The 21077-nt window shown below is 44.8% G+C and carries 15 protein-coding genes; 5 read left to right on the top strand and 10 right to left on the bottom strand.

What is annotated here, in order from left to right; translation table 11 throughout:
* Positions 1 to 8 precede the first annotated feature (8 nt).
* Together dksA and sfsA are read right to left on the bottom strand one after the other, a co-directional pair.
* Positions 9 to 452: an RNA polymerase-binding protein DksA gene (gene dksA, locus AC19MX_RS04290; RefSeq protein WP_188737863.1), complete on the bottom strand. Its 444-nt coding sequence runs from the start codon at positions 450 to 452 to the stop codon at positions 9 to 11.
* Positions 453 to 591: 139 nt separating this feature from the next.
* Positions 592 to 1296, bottom strand: a complete 705-nt coding sequence (gene sfsA, locus AC19MX_RS04285) for a DNA/RNA nuclease SfsA (protein WP_432399924.1) — start codon at positions 1294 to 1296, stop codon at positions 592 to 594.
* Positions 1297 to 1441: 145 nt separating this feature from the next.
* Here sfsA and pepB point away from each other — a divergent pair, with 145 nt between their 5' ends.
* The 4 genes from pepB (at position 1442) to mrcB (ending at position 10796) form a co-directional block, all read left to right on the top strand.
* Complete coding sequence (pepB, locus tag AC19MX_RS04280; protein WP_498296635.1) at positions 1442 to 2716, top strand: aminopeptidase PepB; 1275 nt, start codon at positions 1442 to 1444, stop codon at positions 2714 to 2716.
* Between the two features lie 720 nt (positions 2717 to 3436).
* The gene (locus AC19MX_RS04275; protein ID WP_498296633.1) at positions 3437 to 5746 is read left to right on the top strand and encodes a putative bifunctional diguanylate cyclase/phosphodiesterase; all 2310 of its coding nucleotides are present in this window, start codon (positions 3437 to 3439) and stop codon (positions 5744 to 5746) included.
* A 68-nt stretch (positions 5747 to 5814) separates the two neighbouring features.
* Entirely contained in the window at positions 5815 to 8421 is a 2607-nt protein-coding gene (hrpB, locus tag AC19MX_RS04270; RefSeq protein WP_498296631.1) for an ATP-dependent helicase HrpB, read from the top strand.
* Between the two features lie 77 nt (positions 8422 to 8498).
* On the top strand, positions 8499 to 10796 hold the full coding sequence (gene mrcB, locus AC19MX_RS04265) for a penicillin-binding protein 1B (RefSeq protein WP_498296629.1): 2298 nt from the start codon (positions 8499 to 8501) through the stop codon (positions 10794 to 10796).
* 420 nt (positions 10797 to 11216) lie between these two features.
* Here mrcB and AC19MX_RS04260 read toward each other — a convergent pair whose 3' ends face one another.
* The 8 genes from AC19MX_RS04260 to AC19MX_RS04225 all read right to left on the bottom strand — a co-directional run bounded on the left by AC19MX_RS04260 (position 11217) and on the right by AC19MX_RS04225 (position 18013).
* A complete protein-coding gene (locus AC19MX_RS04260) occupies positions 11217 to 12044 on the bottom strand; it encodes a potassium channel family protein (RefSeq protein ID WP_498296627.1) in 828 nt (275 codons plus the stop codon).
* 111 nt (positions 12045 to 12155) lie between these two features.
* Positions 12156 to 12491 (bottom strand): hypothetical protein, encoded by a 336-nt coding sequence (locus AC19MX_RS04255; protein ID WP_160052593.1) that lies wholly within the window; start codon positions 12489 to 12491, stop codon positions 12156 to 12158.
* A gap of 23 nt (positions 12492 to 12514) precedes the next feature.
* Positions 12515 to 13168: a hypothetical protein gene (locus AC19MX_RS04250; RefSeq protein WP_432399918.1), complete on the bottom strand. Its 654-nt coding sequence runs from the start codon at positions 13166 to 13168 to the stop codon at positions 12515 to 12517.
* 5 nt (positions 13169 to 13173) lie between these two features.
* On the bottom strand, positions 13174 to 13863 hold the full coding sequence (locus tag AC19MX_RS04245; RefSeq protein WP_160052591.1) for a PspA/IM30 family protein: 690 nt from the start codon (positions 13861 to 13863) through the stop codon (positions 13174 to 13176).
* Between the two features lie 11 nt (positions 13864 to 13874).
* On the bottom strand, positions 13875 to 14288 hold the full coding sequence (locus AC19MX_RS04240) for a YjfI family protein (RefSeq protein WP_160052590.1): 414 nt from the start codon (positions 14286 to 14288) through the stop codon (positions 13875 to 13877).
* 79 nt (positions 14289 to 14367) lie between these two features.
* Entirely contained in the window at positions 14368 to 16128 is a 1761-nt protein-coding gene (locus AC19MX_RS04235) for a polyamine aminopropyltransferase (RefSeq protein WP_498296625.1), read from the bottom strand.
* 3 nt (positions 16129 to 16131) lie between these two features.
* A complete protein-coding gene (locus AC19MX_RS04230; protein ID WP_432399915.1) occupies positions 16132 to 17031 on the bottom strand; it encodes a DUF350 domain-containing protein in 900 nt (299 codons plus the stop codon).
* 13 nt (positions 17032 to 17044) lie between these two features.
* Complete coding sequence (locus tag AC19MX_RS04225) at positions 17045 to 18013, bottom strand: hypothetical protein (RefSeq protein ID WP_498296623.1); 969 nt, start codon at positions 18011 to 18013, stop codon at positions 17045 to 17047.
* A 158-nt stretch (positions 18014 to 18171) separates the two neighbouring features.
* Here AC19MX_RS04225 and glnE point away from each other — a divergent pair, with 158 nt between their 5' ends.
* Entirely contained in the window at positions 18172 to 21027 is a 2856-nt protein-coding gene (glnE, locus tag AC19MX_RS04220) for a bifunctional [glutamate--ammonia ligase]-adenylyl-L-tyrosine phosphorylase/[glutamate--ammonia-ligase] adenylyltransferase (protein ID WP_498296857.1), read from the top strand.
* Positions 21028 to 21077 lie beyond the last annotated feature (50 nt).

Here is a 21077-nt window from a genome sequence, read left to right as displayed (position 1 = left end):
ATAACGGGTTAACCCGCCATCTGTTTTTCTTTAATCTCTGCTAGCGTCTTACAGTCGATACATTGATCGGCTGTTGGACGAGCTTCAAGACGACGGATGCCGATTTCGACACCACAAGAATCACAGAAACCGAAATCATCTTCTTCAATTTTCTGTAATGTCTTTTCAATCTTCTTGATCAGTTTACGTTCTCTATCACGAGCACGTAATTCTAAGCTGAATTCTTCTTCTTGGGCTGCACGGTCTACAGGATCAGGAAAGTTAGCAGCTTCATCTTGCATGTGAGTTAACGTACGGTCGACTTCTTCACGCAATTGGTTACGCCATGCTTCGAGGATCCGTTTAAAGTGACCTCGTTGCTTGCTATTCATATACTCTTCACCAGCTGACTCCTGGTAAGGATCTACACCAGCAATAGCGAGTACGCCAAGTTTTTTAGTGCCTTCAGGCATAACGCATCTCCTGTAATCTCTTGCGTTTTAAGGGCGTCTTAAATTTACGGCCGCTGTGTCTTATTTTTACGGCCGCTATCTATACCAGAAACTCTATAGCTAGGCAAATTTTTTACGTAGTATTTCAGTGTTTTTTTATCTAAAGCATTACTTTACAGGGTTCGACTATTTGGCTTCCCTGTGGGGTAAGTGCTGTTTTATAGGCTAACACTTCAACACCCTTAACAACGGCTTGTTCAAGTAAGTCTGCGTATTGTGGGTCGATATGTCGCGCGGGTTTTACGGTCGATATGCCACTGTGCTGCACCACAAACAATAATACCGCTCGGTGGCCCATGGTGACCATTTGGATAAGTTCGCGTAGATGCTTTTGTCCCCGCGTTGTGACGGCATCTGGAAAGTAGCCCACTTGGTCTTCTAGCAAGGTACAACTTTTCACTTCAATATAGCACTCTGGGCGGTTTTGGCTAGTGAGCAAGATATCGATTCTGCTATTTTCATGACCGTATTTTACTTCGCGCTTTAGGGTGTCATATCCTTGAAGCTCAGTAATAACCTGTTGGTTAATTGCTTCTTCAGCTAATGCATTGGCGCGGCCAGTATTGATGCCAATAAAATGTTGTTGATCTGTTTGCATTATCTCCCAAGTATGGGGGTATTTTCGTTTAGGGTTATCTGAGGTTGAAAACCAAACAGGCTCTCCTGGAAACAAACAGTTTTTCATTGAGCCTGTGTTAGGGCAATGAATAGTGATGACTTGTCCGTCGGGTAGGGCAACGTCGGCCAAAAAGCGTTTATAGCGTTTTAACAATACACCTGTTTCTAATTTTGGTTCAAATAGCATGTGTATAACTATGTCTTGGGTTGATTTACAACAATGTTAACAAATTTTAGCTTGGTTTATCGATTGTGTTTTGTCTACACTACTGCCATTAGCTCGTGTTTAGGCTAGGGTATTTGCGCCGCCTGGCGCACAACAAGGAATGACTATGGATATTATGACGGTAACGCTTACTAATGACGCACCAGCAGCGCATTGGGGCAAAGCAGATGTGACTTATCAAGGCGCGCAAACACTGATCCATTTATCTGGCTGCGATGAGCTGCGTCAGGTGCAAATGGCCGCGAGAAAAATACGGAACCAAGGCGTTAACGCTGTACAGCTTACTGGCGACTTATGGAATCTGCATTCTCAGTGGGCTTTTGCGCAAGGTTTTGCCACTGCTAAAGCGGGTTATCAAGTGCTTTGGTGTGGCAGTGATGCAGATCAAGCGACCTTAACTCAGCGCGCTGAAGCGGCTCAATTTGCGCGTAAGTTAATTAATGATACCCCAGAAGATTTATCACCAGTGGGATTAGCGACGCAAGCTGCAGCCTGGATAAAAAACATCGGTGGCGACAAGGTAAGCTTTACTATTGTTGAAGGCCAAGAGTTATTAGAAAAGAAATGGGTCGGTATTCATGCGGTAGGTCGCGGCAGTGAACGTCCACCGGCATTGCTTGAGCTTGATTTTAATCCGCTTGCAGCAGATGCTCCGGTATCGGTTGCATTAGTGGGCAAAGGGATTACTTTTGACTCAGGCGGCTATAGCCTTAAGTCATCAGAAGGCATGCTGGCAATGAAATGCGACATGGGCGGGGCGGCAACAGTTACCGCGGCATTAGGCTTAGCGATGAAAGCGGGCTTAAATAAGCGTGTAAAACTGTTTTTATGTTGCGCAGAAAACCTGGTAAGCGGCCGTGCATTTAAATTAGGTGATATTTTAACTTATAAAAATGGCACTACAGTTGAAATCGTTAATACCGATGCTGAAGGTCGTTTAGTATTAGCCGATGGTTTACAAGCAGCTTCTGACACTGGCGCGCCATTGATTATTGACGCAGCAACCTTAACCGGTGCAGCAGTTATGGCTGTGGGTTCAAATTACAATGCGATTTTCTCGCCACAAACTGCCACGCTACAACTTGCTCAAAAACGTGCAGCTGCAGTATCTGAAAATGTATGGCCACTGCCATTAGATCCATGGCACAAAGATATGTGTCCATCGGCTTATGCAGACACGGCAAACAGTCGTCCTGTTAAAGGTGGCGGCGCGGGTGGCGCATCTAATGCAGCTGGTTTCTTATGGCGCTTTGTGTCACCACAAGCTAATTGGTTACACGTTGACCTCGCTGGCGCATTTGAGTCTTCTGCTTCAGCATTATGGGCTGCAGGTGCAACTACTCATGGTGTACTCACAATTGCAGAGCTACTAAAAGACTAGCCTTCAAGCGATAACAAACTCAAAGACAGCCGCAGATAATGACGTTCATTATCTGCGGTTTTTTATTACTACAGTTGTCAAGATTCAAGAATTGAATCGTCGGTCATTAAGCAGCTTATGAGTAGGTTCACATTGTAATTTTGGTGTGCATCGCAATATGAGTAAATTCGTCATGTTAATATGGCAAATTAAGCTAACGTGTCGCGGATGTTGGTATTTACTTATGTGCCAGTGGTTGCGTGTAGCGATAATACTTAAAGAGCTTGCGGTAATGCTAATGACTCTAACTATTGGTGATATATCATTTAGGTATAGCGCTTATTTGTTCAATAACGCTAGGCTAACTGGTCCGATCTACGAGACTTAAAAAGCCGCTTGTCATGTGAAAATCAAGCTGGGGACGCGCTGAGTTACCGAGGAGGAAAGATGGCTCAAACCCATGCAGTAGCGCTGATATTTGATTTCTTTTGTGTCTTCTCTAAATCAAATTCAACAAGTCACTGCTGCGAATAGCGGGTATGCATTCACTAACCCTTAATTAGTAATGAGTTGAATCCCTAAGCCTAATAGATTATTAATACAGCATGATATAAACAAATATCGTTAATTGTGAGTGACTAAACTACACTTAGATTAGTGTTAATGACAAACTTAACGATAAAATAGCGCATATTTTTATCCCTAAGCAAATTGAATTGCAAACCTTGATTGAGTTGATGAATGGCAGATAGCACCCAACAACTATTGAAAAGTGTGTTCACAAATGGACCTATTGAAGGGAATAATACCTCGGTGTTAGATCTGCTCAATCGGGCGCTTCAGCTTGTCTGTAACAGGCTCGATTGCAGTGCTGCATTCATACTAACTAGCCAATATGACAATGTGTTTGCCCCCGACAGTGACATCATCGACACCACAGAACTACAATGTGTTAGTCATTTTACCGCTTCACCCGAGGCACAATTATTATTTAATCAAGGCATCAATAGCCATCAAGTCCTGTGTGATTCTTTATTGGAAAATACCCAATCCATCCTTTACAACGCATCGCAAGACAATATCGCTCTGCTTGAAGATAAACCCTATCTGTCGTCGTTATTACACACCTTTACATCACTCAATATCCACTGCAAACATTTTGCTCTCAGCCCTGTATTGCGGGTGGGTAATGTTAAAGTGATATTGGGTGCTCTGTGCGTCACTGAGCTTAAATCGGTAGCCGATGATCAACCCGATCCTTGCGCATTTGTGGCTAAATTACTTGATGATACCGCCTATCAATTAGCGTCGGCACTAGAATTACGCCGTTTAGCGGTGGTGCTCGATAATAAAGATAAACAATATCAAGAGTTGTTCCAGTTATTGCCAATGGCCTGCGCCCTAATTGATTTACACAATAATGTCGTGCTGCAAAATGATATTTGGCAAAGTATTTTGCCTATAAGGCTGGGGGATAATCTATTTCATATCGTGCGCGATGAAGACCACCCGCTGCTTAACGATACCTTACACATAGTCCGCGAAGGTATTCTACGTCAGGCCTGGTGCGAAATCCCTTTACGTAACGGGGTCAAAAGTCACTGGTATAAATTCAGTTTTTGTCATGCGTTAAACCGCCAGCAACAATTATTACTGATGGTTGAAGACGTGACCGAGCGTTACCGTTTGGCTGATGAACTGTCTTTTCATTCAAATTATGATGTTTTAACGGGCTTACCCAATCGAGTGCAGTTTGAAAACATGCTCGAAGAACTGTTAAAAGATGAAGACCATGTTCCGGCCTGCATTGCGTTTCTCGATCTTGATCAATTTCAGGTGGTTAACGATCTTAGCGGCCATCAAGCTGGCGACCAATTACTGCAACAAGTCGCAGTGCGCTTAAAGCAATTACTCCGCAAAGGCGATGTTGTGGCGCGTTTAGGCGGCGATGAATTTGGTTTGTTAATGCATTATTCAGACAAGTCTTCGGCGCAGCAGGTTGCCAAACGAATTTGCCAACAATTGTTTGACCATGAGTTTGTGTGGAAAGGCATTAAACACAATATCAGCGCCAGTATTGGTATTGCTCAAGTTGACTATGCTGACACCGACATTTATGGGGTAATGAGCAAAGCCGATGCCGCGTGTCAGTTAGCAAAAGAAGATGGCCGTAATCGTTGGCATTTTTATAATCCAGACGATCCGCAAATGCACATTATGTATAACCAAATGTTAGCGTCTGTCGACATTGCCGGTGCATTGGCGCTGAATCAATTTGAATTGTTTTACCAACTCATTGAACCCCTCGATAAACAAGAAAGCGGCATCCACATGGAAATCTTGCTGCGCATGGTCCAAAGTGATGGTACTTATGTGTCACCTGGGGTCTTTTTACCTGCCGCAGAACGTTATAATTTGGCGCCGCGAGTAGACCGCTGGGTGATAGATAATCTGCTAAAATGGGGTGGCGAAAACCTCAATATTTGGCAGCAACTGTCGATGGTGTCGGTTAACTTATCTGCCATGTCTTTAGCCGACCAAAAGTTTATGAGTTGGCTTGAGATGCGCCTGATGGTTGAGCCTGAGTTGGTTGATAAATTGTGTTTCGAAATTACTGAAACCGCCGCCGTTAGCCAGTTAGATCAGGCTACAGGACTCATCGATTTACTGAAACCTTTTGGCTGTAAATTGGCCCTAGATGATTTTGGTTCTGGTTTTTCCAGTTTTGCCTATTTAAAATGTCTTAATGTTGATTACGTAAAAATTGATGGTCAGTTTGTGGTGAATTTATGCAGCAATCGCAGCGACAAAGCCATTGTGTCAGCGATTTGCCAATTAGGTAAAGACATGAACTTTGAAGTGATCGCCGAGTTTGTTGAAAACACTGACATTGGAGAATATCTGAGAAATATCGGTGTCGATTATGCCCAAGGTTACGCCATTAATAAACCGACTCGTCTCGCCGAACTCGACAGTGGTCTTCGTACCCCTTGGTTAACAGATGCGACGAGTATTATCACTGAAGAAGAGAGAAAGGCATTAGAGATCTAGCGCTCGAAACCTATGTGTATGTGCGCGGTATTAGTATAAAATACTGCGTAAAATCACAGCCATAGTAGATGCCGTTGACCATATCTGACACCGCTAAGCCTGACACATCATTAACCACCCAGCAGGCGGGTTCTGCCACATTGCCTATTCATGCTGTCTTAAATGATATTCGCAGCGCGCTCAATAACCACTCACAACTTATTCTTGAAGCGCCTACCGGTGCGGGTAAATCAACTGCATTGCCATTAGCCATGTTAGCGTGGCCCGAAATCAGTGGCAAAATACTCATGCTTGAACCAAGAAGAGTGGCTGCACGTAACGTGGCGCAATTTATTGCTAAGCAATTAGGACAACCGGTCGGGCAAGATGTGGGGTATCGGGTTCGTGGCGACACGAAAGTGAGCAAACATACCCGGCTCGAAATTGTCACCGAAGGCATTTTAACCCGCATGATCCAACACGACCCTGAGCTTACCGGGGTTGCTGTGATTATTTTTGATGAAATCCATGAGCGTCATTTACCCACAGATCTTGGCCTGGCTCTTGCGCTTGAAGTGCAGCAATCCCTACGAGATGACTTAACCATTATTGCTATGTCTGCCACCTTATCTGGCTTACCTTTGGCAGAATTAATGCCTACTGCACAGCAAATTAGCAGTGAAGGGCGTAGCTTTGAGGTACAACATCAATACCAACCTTGTCCGGCGCAGCAACCATGGTTAATGCATATGGCAAGGGTGATTAACGACACCGTGAATGATGCCAGCTTAGCTGAATATCAACTCGGCAGTGTGTTAGCATTTTTACCGGGTAAAGGGGAAATCAACAAACTGGCGCGCTTGCTCCGCGAACGTTTAGATCCCACATGGCTAATTTGCCCTTTGTATGGTGACTTAAGCCCAGCAGAGCAAGATCGCGCGATTGGATTGACCGAACCGGGGAAACGCAAAATCGTTTTAGCCACTAACGTAGCTGAGTCGAGTCTCACCATCGAAGGCATCACGATGGTTATCGACAGTGGTTATCGCCGCGAAGCCAGCTTTAATCCTAAAACCGGTGTGACGCGTTTAGGGCTTAAGCGCATTAGCCAAGCATCTGCCGTGCAGCGAAGTGGTCGTGCAGGGCGTTTAGCGCCGGGTTGTTGTGTGCGTTTATGGAGTCAAGAAGAGCATGGCCGCTTGCGTAAAGTCGATGAGCCCGAAATTAGCCAAAGCGAACTCACCTCAATGGCATTAGATTGTGCTAGTTGGGGAGCCAAGGCGCTCAACGAATTAGCGCTACTGACCGCACCGCCAGTTATCCATGAGCAAGTGGCATGGCAGCTATTGCAACAGCTAGCGTTAACTGATCCCCAACGAAAATTAACACCATTGGGCCATGAGGCTTATGCGTTAGGCTGCCATCCTCGTTTGGCTCACATGTTACTTAAAGCCAAACACATTGCCAGTGAACAATCTCAGCCGCTGTTGTGTGTGTTGGCTTGTGTGCTAGCGGGTATTATTGAAGCGCGCGGCTTACCCAAAAAAGGCGCAGATATTTACCATTACCTTGTCGAAGCCCAACATGGGCAAATAAAACAACAAGTACGCCAATGGCAGCAATCTTTGGGCGTCTCAGGCCAAGTGCAAGACGCCATAAGCCAGGCTTCAACTCGAGATATCAGTTATTTGTTAGCGCTTGCTTACCCCGACCGTATTGCTAAAGCACGTGGTCATGATGGGTTTTTATTGAGTAACGGTACCGGCGTGGTCATCGCTGCTGACGACAGCCTGGCACACGAACCTTGGTTAGTGATTGCTGACTTTCAAGAGAATCAAGGCCGTAATGCCGGCCAGGTGTATTTAGCCGCTCGATTTGATGAGCGTTTATTTGATGATGAACTCAGCGAGTTAGTCACTCGCCAGGTGCAAGGCGGTTGGGATGAGGCAAAAGGGCGATTTTTTGCCGAAAAACACACTAAAGTCGGCCAGATTATTATTAAAACAGAAACCGGTATTGCACCACAAAGAGCCCAAATTACCGCAGCACTGTTAGAACAAGTTCGCGTCAAAGGGTTAACAATCCTTAATCGCGAAGAGACCTTGATCCAGTTACAATACCGGGTCGAATTGGCGCGATATTATGCCCCACAACATGACTGGCCTTGCTTAACGGACGCGCATTTACTGGCCACCTTGTCTGATTGGCTAGGGCCGTACATTGAACAGGTTAATTCACTGACAGCGTTGGCTAAAATTGATGCCTATGGCTTAGTGAAAAACCGCTTAAGTTGGCAGCAGCAAACCTTGCTCGATCAGTTAGTGCCCACTCACTGGCCAATGGCAACAGGCACGCGGGCACCAATAAGGTATCAAATGCCACTCGATGCAGAAGGGCATTTTTATCATAATGATGAGCAGCAAGGCCGAGCATTATTAAGTGTGCGTTTACAAGAGGCGTTGGGTTTAGCGCAAAGTCCCAGCATTTTGCATGGCAAAATGACGGTGACCATGGAGTTATTGTCTCCAGCACAGCGTCCATTAGCCGTGACCGCAGACTTAGCCAGTTTTTGGCAAGGACCTTATGTTGACGTAAAAAAAGAAATGCGTGGCCGCTATCCTCGACATTTATGGCCAGACGACCCTGTGAACACCGTCGCCACCAAATTTACTAAAAAGAAAACGCCAGGTTTATAAGCCAGTTGCTTGTAAACTCATCGCTTATAAAATAAGACGCATCGGTTACCGTGCAAAATTAGATGAATAATTGATTTATGACAAAAAAAACAGCCAAGAAACCCCGCGCTAAAAAAGCCACCACATCATGGTGGCGTTCGCTCTGGTCGTTAACATGGAAACTCGCTATTGTCGGGTTAGCCGTAGTGACATTTTATGCGATCTATTTAGATCAAATTATTGCGCAAAAGTTTGAAGGGCAAAAGTGGCATCTACCTGCACAAATGTTCAGCCGCTCAATGGCGTTGTACCCAGGTGCAGCGGTTAACCACCCGCAATTAATGGCCGAATTGAAGCTATTGGGTTATCGCAAAGTGGCAGATCCTCGTCAAGTTGGAGAGTTCTCAGCATCTAGCACTCGCATTGAATTATGGCGTCGCCCGTTTTTACACCCAGAGGGTAATCAAGTCGAACAGCGAGTGATGATAAGTTTCGACTCAAACGGCGTCAGCTCAGTTAAGCGCATGTCTGATAAACGCGAGTTAGCAGTATTTCATTTAGAGCCTGTGCTGCTTGATCGCATTATTGCGGGCGACGGTGAAGACCGATTATTTGTACGCACGCCAGAAATGCCTGCCAGCATAGTCGATGCATTAATTTTAGTTGAAGACCGCAGTTTTTATGATCACTACGGGGTAAACCCGCTGGCGATTGCACGTGCAGCGTTAGTCAATATTAGTGCAGGACGCACGGTTCAAGGTGGTTCTACCCTAACGCAACAGTTAGCCAAAAATTTCTTTTTAAGCAGTGAGCGCTCTATTGTTCGCAAAGTGCGTGAAGCATTAATGGCGCTGATTATTGATTTTAGGTACAGCAAAGATGAGATTTTAGAAGCGTACCTGAATGAAGTGTATATGGGCCAAGATAAGGCCCGCGGTGTACACGGAATGGGGCTTGCCTCGCAGTTTTATTTTGGTCGTCCAGTGGGTGAGTTAACTGTGTCGCAGCAAGCATTTTTGGTGGCTGTGATCAAAGGGCCGTCTTACTACAACCCTTGGCGTTATCCAGAGCGTGCTCAGGAGCGTCGTGATTTGGTACTGCGCCTATTAATGGAAAATGACAAATTGACTGTTGCGCAATATAAGGCAGCAGCAGAGTCACCGCTTGGCTTACGCAGTTCGCAAAAATCAGTGCATCAAAAACTACCGGCATTTTTTGCTGTGGTAAAACAAGAATTACGTGAGCGTTACGGTGATTCTTTGTTGCAGCAATCTGGGGTTAAAGTGTACACCACGCTTGATCCTATGGCGCAAGAGGCTGCCGAAAAAGCAGTGTCATCCACCATGGCGTCATTAGATAAGCGCGCTAAAAATATTCAAGTAGGTATGGTTGTCACCGACAAATATACCGGCGGGATAGCGGCGATGGTTGGCGACAAAGTCCCTAGTTATGAAGGCTTTAACCGCGCAGTTGAAATTCGCCGTCCTATAGGGTCGTTAATTAAACCTTTTGTCTATGCTAGTGCATTAAATCAAAGTGATAAGTTTTCGTTGGCTACGCCGATTGACGACAAACCCATTACTTTGAAAAACGAGCAAGGCAAAACTTGGTCGCCTAAAAACTTCGACAAAAAGTTTAGCGGCCAAGTGCCATTATTGACCGCGATTAAAGACTCAATGAATGTACCAACAGTGAATGTTGGGTTAGCAGTGGGTGTTGATAATGTGGTGTCTACCTTGCAAAAGTCGGGGTGGGAAGAGTCTGTTTCACCATACCCTTCAGTGTTATTAGGTGCCGTGAATGGCTCACCATTAATGGTGGCACAGGTTTATCAAACCTTGGCTGACGAAGGTCGCTATCGTAAGTTAACGTCGATTACCGCGGTGTTAGACAGTCAAAACAAGGCATTAGAAGTTAGCCGGGCACCAAGTTTGCAAGCCATTGCGCCAGCCACCGACTATTTAGTGCAATATGCAATGAATCATGTAGTGCGTTCTGGTACGGCTAAGCGTTTAGGCGCTGCATTCCCCGGGGTACGATTAGCCGGTAAAACGGGTACCAGTAATGACAGTCGAGATTCTTGGTTTGCAGGCTTTGACGAGCGAAACGTCGCAGCCATTTGGGTTGGTCAAGATGACAACAGCAAAACAGGCTTATATGGTAGTAGCGGCGCAATGGCGGTGTATCAGGCGTTCTTACAGCAACGTCCTCCGCTGAGTTTGCGAATGATCCCAGTCAATGGGGTGATTAATGGCTACTTTGATCGTACCACCGGTATGGCTAAGCAAGGCAACTGTGACAATATTATTGGTTTGCCTGCATTAGAGGCCAGCTACCGCCCTGCAGAAAATTGCGGTGAACCATTATCCTGGTGGCAAAAGCTGGTGGGCGGTTAATTGTCGTCTTAATTAACTTACGTTTTAACTAACTTACGTGTTAGTTAATTGATGTGTTATACCATTGCGCGTTAGTAAATGATCTCTCAGCGAGAATTTAAAAGGGCTTAAACAAGGCGAATGACTGAATGAATAGTTTTCTCTTTCGAAGTCATGCAACGCAGTGTAAGCCCTTTTAAAACTCGCCTGAAAGGAATGCCCCAGCGGCTTTTGCTTTGTGTTCTCGCTATTTGAAAGGGAACAACCATTACTACATAGCGACGCCTTAATCAAAAACCGCTGGATGCATTCTGAGTGGTCACTTATTAATGCGCAATGGTCTTATTAGTCGAACATAATCAAAAGCCCAAGTTCATATGAATTTGGGCTTTTTGGTCTGTCCTGAACAGATGGATTAAACGGTGTGCGATTACGCTATCGTTAATGCTTATCGAGCTGCTGTCTGAGCTTGGTGATTTCTTCAAGCATTTGTTGTTGATTCTGTTCCATCTGCAATTGATTTTGTTGCATCTGTTCTAGTGCGGCTTCGAGTTTACTGTTGATCTGTTCTTTATGCGCTTCCTTTGCTTCTTGTTCTTCTTGGCGCTCGGTTTCATCAGGTGCGACAAACACCGATGCCATATAACCTGAAATTACCCCGAAAAAGCTCACACCACTGACAATCACTAATCCACCAATCACATGGCCTATGGTACTCACCGGATAAAAGTCGCCATAGCCTACCGTGGATATGGTCACTAATGCCCACCAAATGGCTTGTTCTGCGGTTTGAATATTGGCATTAGATTCGGCACTTTCTACTAATAAAATCAATACCGAAGCGGTCGCTAGAATTAATACCATCGCCACAAGTAAGCTGGCTAACGTCGCTTGTTTGCGCTGACGAAGCAGGGGGATCAATAACGACCGACTCATGCGGATTAAGCGGATGACACGCAGAATTTGAAATATTCGCGCAAAACGCAGCGCTTCAATGGCTGGAATACTGGCGACAAAATCAATCCAGTGATGGCGTATATAGTAGATTTTATTACGCGCCTTGTATAAGCCATGAAAAAACTTACTCAAGAAAATCATACAAATACTACTGTCTATATACAGCAACACTTTATTGGTTTCGGCATCTAAACGGCCAAAAGTAATGGTCAATACAATGACCACAGACACCAATGACAGCACCATCATGGCTAGCTCAAATGGACTGGGACCATCGACGTTTTTCAGTGCCCAACGTTTAGATTCAAACATGAATGCCTGCTTTGATTCATTGTTATTAACTTATAAACGTTATCATAACAAAAAACGCACAAGACGTGAGCCTAGTGCGTTGTTTTTAAGCGACATAACCTATAACGGATATTACGTTGATGACTTTTTATCAACAAAGTGAACTAAATCATCGAGTACACGCTTTTTGATCTCTAATTGAGAGTCGCTGTCTAAACCGTACTTTTGCGCTAATAACACGTAGTCTTCACCGCTTAATGATACGGTTAAACGTGGACGTTTTGGACGCTTAGAAACTGATAATCCGAGGATAGTGCGTATTTGATCCGACGGACTTACGCCTTTATCTAAAGCGGCTTTACGGATGGAGTATTGAAACTTTTCATCCAGATCAAAAGCCACTTGAGTGGCCTTTGCTGCTTGTTGGTTTTTAAGCCATTTATCGGGTAACGGTTTACCTGAGCTCATAAGAACGTCATCTCCTACTGATGTCAGCTTGCCGGCCAGTATTCTCTAATATCGGATAATGGGCGATATAAGGTCAACATCACTTCAGTGTCGCCGCCTTCATACACTTCAATATCAACGGCATGAGTGTCTTGATTGTTCACTAGGCTATAGCTTTCAAAGCCTTCGCCTTTTGCGCCATTGTCATCTTGAGGTGGTGTTAAGCCACGGTAGTCTTGACGATGAAAATAACCAAATCCAGCAAACTCAACCTGATGATACTCTTCACTCAACCATTGACCAAACTCGGTTTCAAGTTCTGCTGACAGTGATTGGGTTGTCAGGAGCGCTTTACCGGGTTCTTCAAATATTTCAGCAAAAGCATCAAGGTCAAACATTTGTTCAACATCGGCACGATTGATTTTGATTGAAATACTGAGGTAAGACTCGTCTTCTTGAATATAAGACAAAAAGATTGCAGTGCCGCTATGGCCACGCAATAAGAATTCACAAAGCTGCGAGCGCTGATATTCATAAGTATGAATGGCTTCAACCTTTAGCTGTTGCCCGCGCAATTGTGCGGGCAAAGCAAAACTGTCATCAAGGGTTAACATATCACCCTTGAGCAGTTTGTTTGGGTGGTCAAGCTGGCGCTTCGGGGCTTCTTTTTTGCCAAAAAGGCCGCTAAGAAATCCCATACCAATTAACCCTTACGCGCTTTAATACGATCTAACACAGCGTTGGCATTTGACTTCTGCTCGCCAATACCGGCTTCTGCTAACTTCTTGTGCAGAGACTTGTCGCTGTTTTCTTCAGCTAGAGTTTCAGACGCTTTTAAGCGGTCATCAAACTGTTGCTGGCGCGCTTTAATACGCTCTAACGAGTCTTTAGCATTAAGCAGTTTTGAATTGCTAGACGCAAATGAGTCAGTAATAGTTGCTGTCGCTTTTTGCACGCTTTCAGTGGTTTTAACCATGGTTAATTGACGTTGATAATCAGACAATTGACGTTCGGTCTTTTTCACTAAATCTTTTAAACGTACAGCGTGTGAACTAAAGCTGTCGTTAGCGGTTTGCTGTTCAGACAATTCCTCGTCTAGCTGAGCAATTTTTTCAGCAATTTCGATAGCTAACGCTTCATTACCTTTGTCTAGCGCCTGGGTTACATAGCCTTCATGCTCAGCAACACTGCGTTTTAGACGATCAATTTCACGACTGGCTTGCATTTCTTTAGCCATGACGTCAGTTAACTCACGTTTAGCTTTGGTTAAATGCTTTTCTGCATCACGAATTTCTTGTTCAAAAATACGTGTTGAGTTTGCGTCTACGATACTCTGGCCAACTTCTGTTGCACCACCACGAAACGCTGTAAGAATCTTGTTTAGAATGCCCATAATGTGGCTCCTTAGTTTAAAAATTCGACGAGTTCGTCGATAACTTCCAGACAGTTGTCTGACAGTACTGCTAATTCTTGTTCAATTTCAATCATGCTTGATTGCACTGACAATGCACCGTAAACCACGTACTTATCATCAATTTTTGCAAATGAAGATAATGGCATTGGAATGTTGAGCTCTAACATTGTCTCAAACATTTCAGCGCGGCGGGCCTGGTTTACTTCGTTTTCGCCCCATAAATAACTGATACACAATATTTGGTTGTCAGTTACTGATACAAACACCGGAATTTCTTCACGGCCAACAACATTAACTTGTAACACTTCAACATCACCATCAATCGGATAGCAGTCAAACTGAAAGCCGGTTTGGCTTTGGTCGCATAGTCCGTTTAGGTGACTCGCAATAGTATGGATGTTCATATTCGTCCTTAATTGACATATTATGTCTGTGAGTAAAGATAGCATCTAGACATAATATGTCAAGTGCTATCTGGTCCAATTAAAAAAGATTTATTAGTTCGTTTTCTGACCAAGCCGCTAAGTGATAGTTATACAGCTGGAGTGAGCCTATTTCGTTCACTTTGATTTTGTCTATATCATCATAAAAATGCTTTGGGAATTCAAACGCACCATGAATAAGTCCTGGTGTTAACCAGTCCTCAGGTACCGGAATTTGCTGTAAAACCACTAATCGCTGCTGAGCATCTTTGCCTGTTTTAGTGGCAATACTCCAACCCCATTCGCCAAAACTGGGCACGTTATGATGATATTGTTTAACGTTAAACCCTGCTGCGCTGAGCGTTTTACCCACTGAAATAAAAGCATTAGGCGCATGATAAGGCGAGGTTGATTGCACCGTAATCACGCCATCGGCATTGAGTAATTCATTAAGCTTTCTGTAAAATAAATCAGAATAGAGTTTGTTTAAATCAGGATGGCTAGGGTCTGGCAAATCAACAATGATGGCATCAAACATTTGGCCATTACGGATCAATTTATCGACGCCGTTAAAAGCGTCATCAACCATCAAGGTTAAACGAGGATCATTTAAGGCGTCACCATTTAATGTCAGTAACGCATCACTTAAATGTTGCGGCATATCTGCAGGAGGCGATTGAAATAACGTTAATAGATCTTGGTCTAAATCCATCAGAGTAACGGCTTTGGGTTGCCATTTAAGGACTTGTTTAAGCCCAAGGCCGTCACCACCGCCAATAATTAATACATTGTCATGACGGGCACTGGCCGCCAAGGTTGGGTGCACTAAAAAGCTGTGATAAATATGCTCGTCGCTGCTAGAAAATTGCAGACGCCCATTAATGTATAAATTATAAACGGGAGGTAATCCGCCACCGCGCAAACGTTCTGTAAAGTTGAGCTGCTGGAACCGCGTAGCTTTGGCGTACACCACATGGTCTTTATACAGCAGGTTATTAAAGTGCTGTTCCCACGTTGGGCCTTTAATGGCCAATAAACCAATCACAACACTGGCAATAATGTGGCCTACAAGCAGGAGTTTCACGTGACGGATCTGTGCCCAAAAACGCCATATAAACGCAAGGCCTGCCAGTAAGTTCACACTGGCCGTTAATGCCGCAGCCAGTTGAATATCAATCGCCAGCATAAACCCAACCCAAATAGCCGCACCAATACCTGCACCAATGTAATCGGCACCATATATGGTGCCGGCGTTATGCAGTAAGTGTGCTTCAGATAAGGATTGCCGTACTCGCGCAATTAATGGGATTTCCATACCAATCATTAACCCGAGTAATACGCCCCAAACGTAGGGTAAGTATTCGCTTAAGGTTTGTAAGCTGGCAATAAAGCCGCCATTAGGTAAATGATCAGGTGGTAAGCCAAGGGTATTGGCAATGGTGAGAGGTAATTGCTGACCAAAGCCGATAACAGCAGCCGTAATGATAATGGCAAAAGAGCCGCACATTGCCACCGTTAATTCGAGCATGGCAAAACCGGTAAAAGCACATTTGATTTTGCGGGCAGCGAATGCACCAACACCCATCGACACAATCATTAACCCAATCATGGTGTAAATGGCTGCTTCTAGCGCACCTAAGATGCGCCCTGCATAGTGTGATAATAGATATTCGTAAATAAGGCCGCATCCCGCTAGTGCAGCCATGATGCCCAGTAATAGGGCATCATCAAACCACGACACATTGCGGGATACTGGAGGGCTTTGCTCTTCGCCCCCTTGTGGTAATGCGTCGGGGCTAGATTCAAGCAAAGGGGTTGTCATAAATTACGCCATCAACGCCGTTAAAATAAGCGCAACAGCAATACTGATTGCCATTTCTACTGCGGCAATACCAATGTTGTGTTGCTTTTCAACTTCTTCAGCCAGGTTGATCCCCGCTAAAACCAGTTTTTTCACTAAGGCAATGAGTAAAGACAGTGCGACAAGCATAATTAACGAGAATACAAACCAACCGATAATGTTGGTTACGTAAGCCGTTGGCTGATAAATAATAAAATGACTGGCGGCATTAAAGCTTAATGCCATGGCAATCATGTACCCACTGTGACGCAGTGCTAAGGCTGTTTGCCCTTGTACTAATGCTTGTTGCATCGATGCGTTTTGATTACGTTTAGCATAACGACGCTCACGTAAACGGGTTAACAATACCAATATGAGTTGTGAGATTAAAAACGCACTGAAAATAGCGATGAAGGTATCGAGGGTGATGTCTTCTGCCCACATCAGCACCGCGCGAATAATAATCGCAGTGGCAATGGCTGCTGCGGCATCAACGATAGCAACAGAAACGTTACCTTTTAAAATCTCTGCATTTTTAGCAAACTCGTTTAACGCGATTTTGTCATGTAAAAAGCGACCTAGCTTAATCAGCACTAGACCAAACAAACCATAAGCCGACATGCCAATGGCTTCGGTTAGGTATGATGGTGCGGCTTCGCCGGTAATGGCACCCGTGAGTACAATGCCTAATGCGGCAACAGCACCGGCGGTGCTAATACCAAAAGCAAAATTATCACGCTCAGCCAATTCGGCGCTGCTGTTCACTTTGATGCTCCAACCCTGTAAGTAACGCATCAATGCCAGTAACACAATGGCGATACTTAAGTCGATTGCTAAGATGATCGCCAGTGGTTGAGTTAAGCCATATTCTTGAAAAAATGTCATGGGGAGTCCTTACCTATTTACCACGGCTAACACCGCGACTAGTGCGGCTGCTTGAGTTACGAAAACTGCTGTCTTTAGAATAATTCGAACGAAACTTGCTGCTAGAGCTTGCCGTACGAGTCGTGCTACTGGGTTTTGGTGCGCTAGCGCTCTGACGCGACAAGGTTGTTGAGCCTGTGCGAGTTTTAGCGTAAGGGCTATCAAAACGCTTACCTTGGCTGTCAAAACGCTTCTTCGTTTGTTCAAACGTTTTAGCTTGTGAGGTGGCTTGTTTTGGCGATGTGTAGCGATAACGGCCAACATCGTTGTAATAGCTGTAACCGCGACGATTTGACCAGCTGTCATAACCGATAGGGCGCGAAAAGTTTGAGAACATCGCATACATGCCGTACCAAGCCCAAATAGACATACCACTTGAGTTGTTTTGCCAGCTGCCATAAGCCGGGTTGCCAACAAGTTGGCTACCCGCACCGCTACCATCAGTACCATTGGCCAGTGCTTCAGCTTCACGGCTAATAGCATTGACTCGGGCTAATTGGCCTTTAGACATATCGGCAACCACGTTAACCGGATCAGATAACATGTCGTTATATAAGCTCGTGTCGGCGGCTTGATAAATATTTTGCGCCTCGGCCAACTGCTGATCTAGGTCGACAAAGTTTGCACTATTACCCAGATCTTTATAACGACGCGTTAGCGACTGGAACATAGGTCCGTCTGTGCCTGCATCTTTGGCAAGCTCATCAAGCAAAGGGGTGAGATCAGGCTGACGCTTGGCTAAAATACTGGTGTATTGCTTCAGTAGATTGGCGTTGCGTAATTGATCGTCTTTAAGCGATGTAGCAAGTAACTCAAGACGCTGTTGCGTTAACTGCTGGTACTTAGCAATTTGCTCCGGTCTGTCGTCGCCGCAGGCGCTTAGGGCCAGTGCAACAATCATCACGGTTATCAATGTGAGTACACGGGGGAGGTGACCTACCATGTTTTCTCCAAAATGTAGATTTTTCATGTGCTAATTCAATATGACACAGGTTATAGTAATCTTGATGTCAATGATATTAATCTGCATCAATAGACTGATCATTAGATATAGCATTCACGACATAATATGTCCAACATTCATTTTCTTTAGGGATATTAATTGCCATGCAAAACCAAAGTAACAAGGTGTTATCTGCAGCGCTAGTGGAAACAGCAGATCGTTACTGGTTAAGACTTTGCGAAGTTTGGCCCGACGCTAAAACAGCATTGACTGCCGAGCAACAACAGGAATTAAAGTTAGTGTTTGGCCTAAGTGATTTTATTGCTGAGCAATTATGTCGTCATCCTGAATGGATCCCCAAGCTATTTGATGGATTATTAGAAGACGTTATACGCAGTCAGTTTGATGTCGAATTACATGCACTTTTAGAAGACATTACTCAAGAAGAACAAGCAAAATCTGTTTTACGACGTTATCGTAATCTGCAAATGGTACGGTTAGCGTGGCGCGACTTTGTAAACTACGCCGCAGTTGAAGCATCGTTACTTGATTTGTCTTCTCTCGCTGAAGCCTTGGTTATTGCAGGCCGCGATTGGGTCTATCAAGACATGTGCAAGCAATTTGGCACCCCAACAAGCGCTGAGGGTAAGCCGCAGCCGTTACTGATATTGGGCATGGGCAAGCTGGGTGGCCGTGAGCTTAATTTTTCATCCGACATCGATTTAATCTTTACCTTTCCTGAACATGGCGAGACGGTCGGCGGACGTCGTACTCAAGCTAATCAACAGTTTTTTATCAAAATGGGTCAGCGACTCGTTAACATACTTGACCAAGTCACCGTTGACGGTTTTGTATTTCGTGTCGACATGCGTCTGCGTCCTTATGGCGAAAGCGGACCGTTAGTCGTCAGTTTTAGTGGTTTAGAAGATTATTACCAAGAGCAAGGGCGTGATTGGGAACGCTACGCCATGGTGAAGGCCCGTGTACTGGGGCCGTGGAGTGGTTATTGCGACGAACTGCATGATCTATTGCGCCCGTTTGTTTATCGACGTTATATCGATTTCTCTGCCATTGAATCATTACGTAAAATGAAGCAACTGATTGCCCAAGAAGTCAGACGCAGGCAATTAACCGACAACATTAAGCTGGGCGCTGGCGGGATCCGTGAAGTCGAGTTCGTGGTGCAAAGCTTTCAGTTAATCCGTGGCGGCCGCGAACCCGCGTTACGCCAACAAAGTTTATTCGGTGCCATCGATACCTTATATAGCCTCGGGCAATTAGAGTATCTCGCAGTCGATGAGCTTAAACACAGCTATATTTTACTGCGCCGAGTGGAAAACTTATTACAAGCCATCGACGACAAGCAAACGCAAACGTTACCCAATAACGATCTTGATTGGCAACGATTGTGCGTACCGCTCGATCTTGCCGATGAAGCGCAATTACGGCAACAAATTGCAGATGCGATGTCTACCATTCACGGCCATTTTAATGCCACTGTGGGTGGCAGTGATAATCAAGATTACAACGATCACTGGTCATCTTTGTTTTGGAATATTCAACAAGACGATGATGCCGCAACGTTACTGCAAGAGCAGCAAATCGAAGATGAAGCGCTTTGGCCAATGTTAAGTGATTGGCGTCAAACCGTGTCTAAACGCTCAATTGGCCCTCGTGGCCGTGAAACCTTAGACAAACTCATGCCAAAATTGCTTGAAGAGTTATTTAATCAATCTACCCCAAGTTTGGCATTTAAGCCGGTATCTAACGTACTGGATAAAATTTTAACCCGCACCACCTACCTTGAATTGTTATGTGAAAACCCAGGAGCAAGGCAGCAATTAGTGAGTTTATGTTGTGCCAGTCCGTGGATTGCGCGAGAGCTGGCTAACTTCCCCATGCTGCTTGATGAGCTCATTGACCCATCGCAGCTATACGATATTACCTCCATTGATGATTATCCAAGTGAGTTACGCCAATATTTACTGCGCGTGCCAGAAGATGACATGGAACAGCAAATGGAAGCACTGCGACAGTTTAAGCTGTCACAGCAGTTAAAAATTGCCGCCGCCGATGTCACAGGTGTATTGCCAGTGATGCAAGTGAGCGATCATTTAACCTTTTTGGCAGAAGCGATTATTGAACAGGTCGTGCTACAAGCCTGGCACCAGGTTGCAGCTCGACATGGTGTGCCAGAAGGCACAAGCCCAAGTAACATGGGCTTTGCGGTAATAGGTTATGGTAAGTTAGGTGGTATTGAGCTGGGTTACGGCTCAGATTTAGATTTGGTGTTTTTGCATGGTCATAGCGGTGCGGGTAGCACCAATGGTGAACGACCAATCGATAATAGTCATTTTTATTTAAAACTGGCTCAGCGTATCGTGCATTTATTTGCCACTCGTACTACCTCGGGTGAGTTATACGAGGTCGACATGCGCTTACGTCCATCGGGCGCATCGGGATTGTTAGTGAGCGAAATAGAGCAGTTTGGCCAATATCAATTAACCGAAGCCTGGACATGGGAACATCAAGCATTGGTTAGGGCACGTTTTGTATTTGGAGACAATGTATTAGCAGCGCGATTTAGTGAAGTCCGCGGACAAATATTACAACTTGAACGTGATCAAACTGAGCTTGCAAAGGCCGTACGCGATATGCGCACTAAAATGCGCGATCATTTATTGCACGCAGAACCCGGGCTGTTTGATCTTAAACAAAGTGCGGGTGGCATTGCCGACATCGAGTTTATTGCCCAATATTTAGTCCTTGCTTACGCACACCAACATCAAGAATTGACCATTTGGTCTGACAATGTGCGGATTTTTGAGGTGCTAGCGGACTTAGAGTTAATCCCGGTCATGCACGCGCAGCACCTAACGCAAACATATTGTTGGCTACGTGATGAAAACCATGAACTGACGTTACAACAATTACCCGGTAAGTTACCTCATCACGTAGTGGAACAAAAAACCGACGCTGTCATTGAAATTTATAATGAAATATTATCTGTCTAAACAGGTTTTAGCTTGAAATAGCAGCATTTTACTGCTTTGATTAGGGCATC

The organism is Shewanella sp. MF05956 (genome assembly GCF_059758055.1).
The sequence above is the reverse complement of the archived record's forward strand: the minus strand, read 5'-3'. Positions and strand labels throughout refer to the sequence as shown.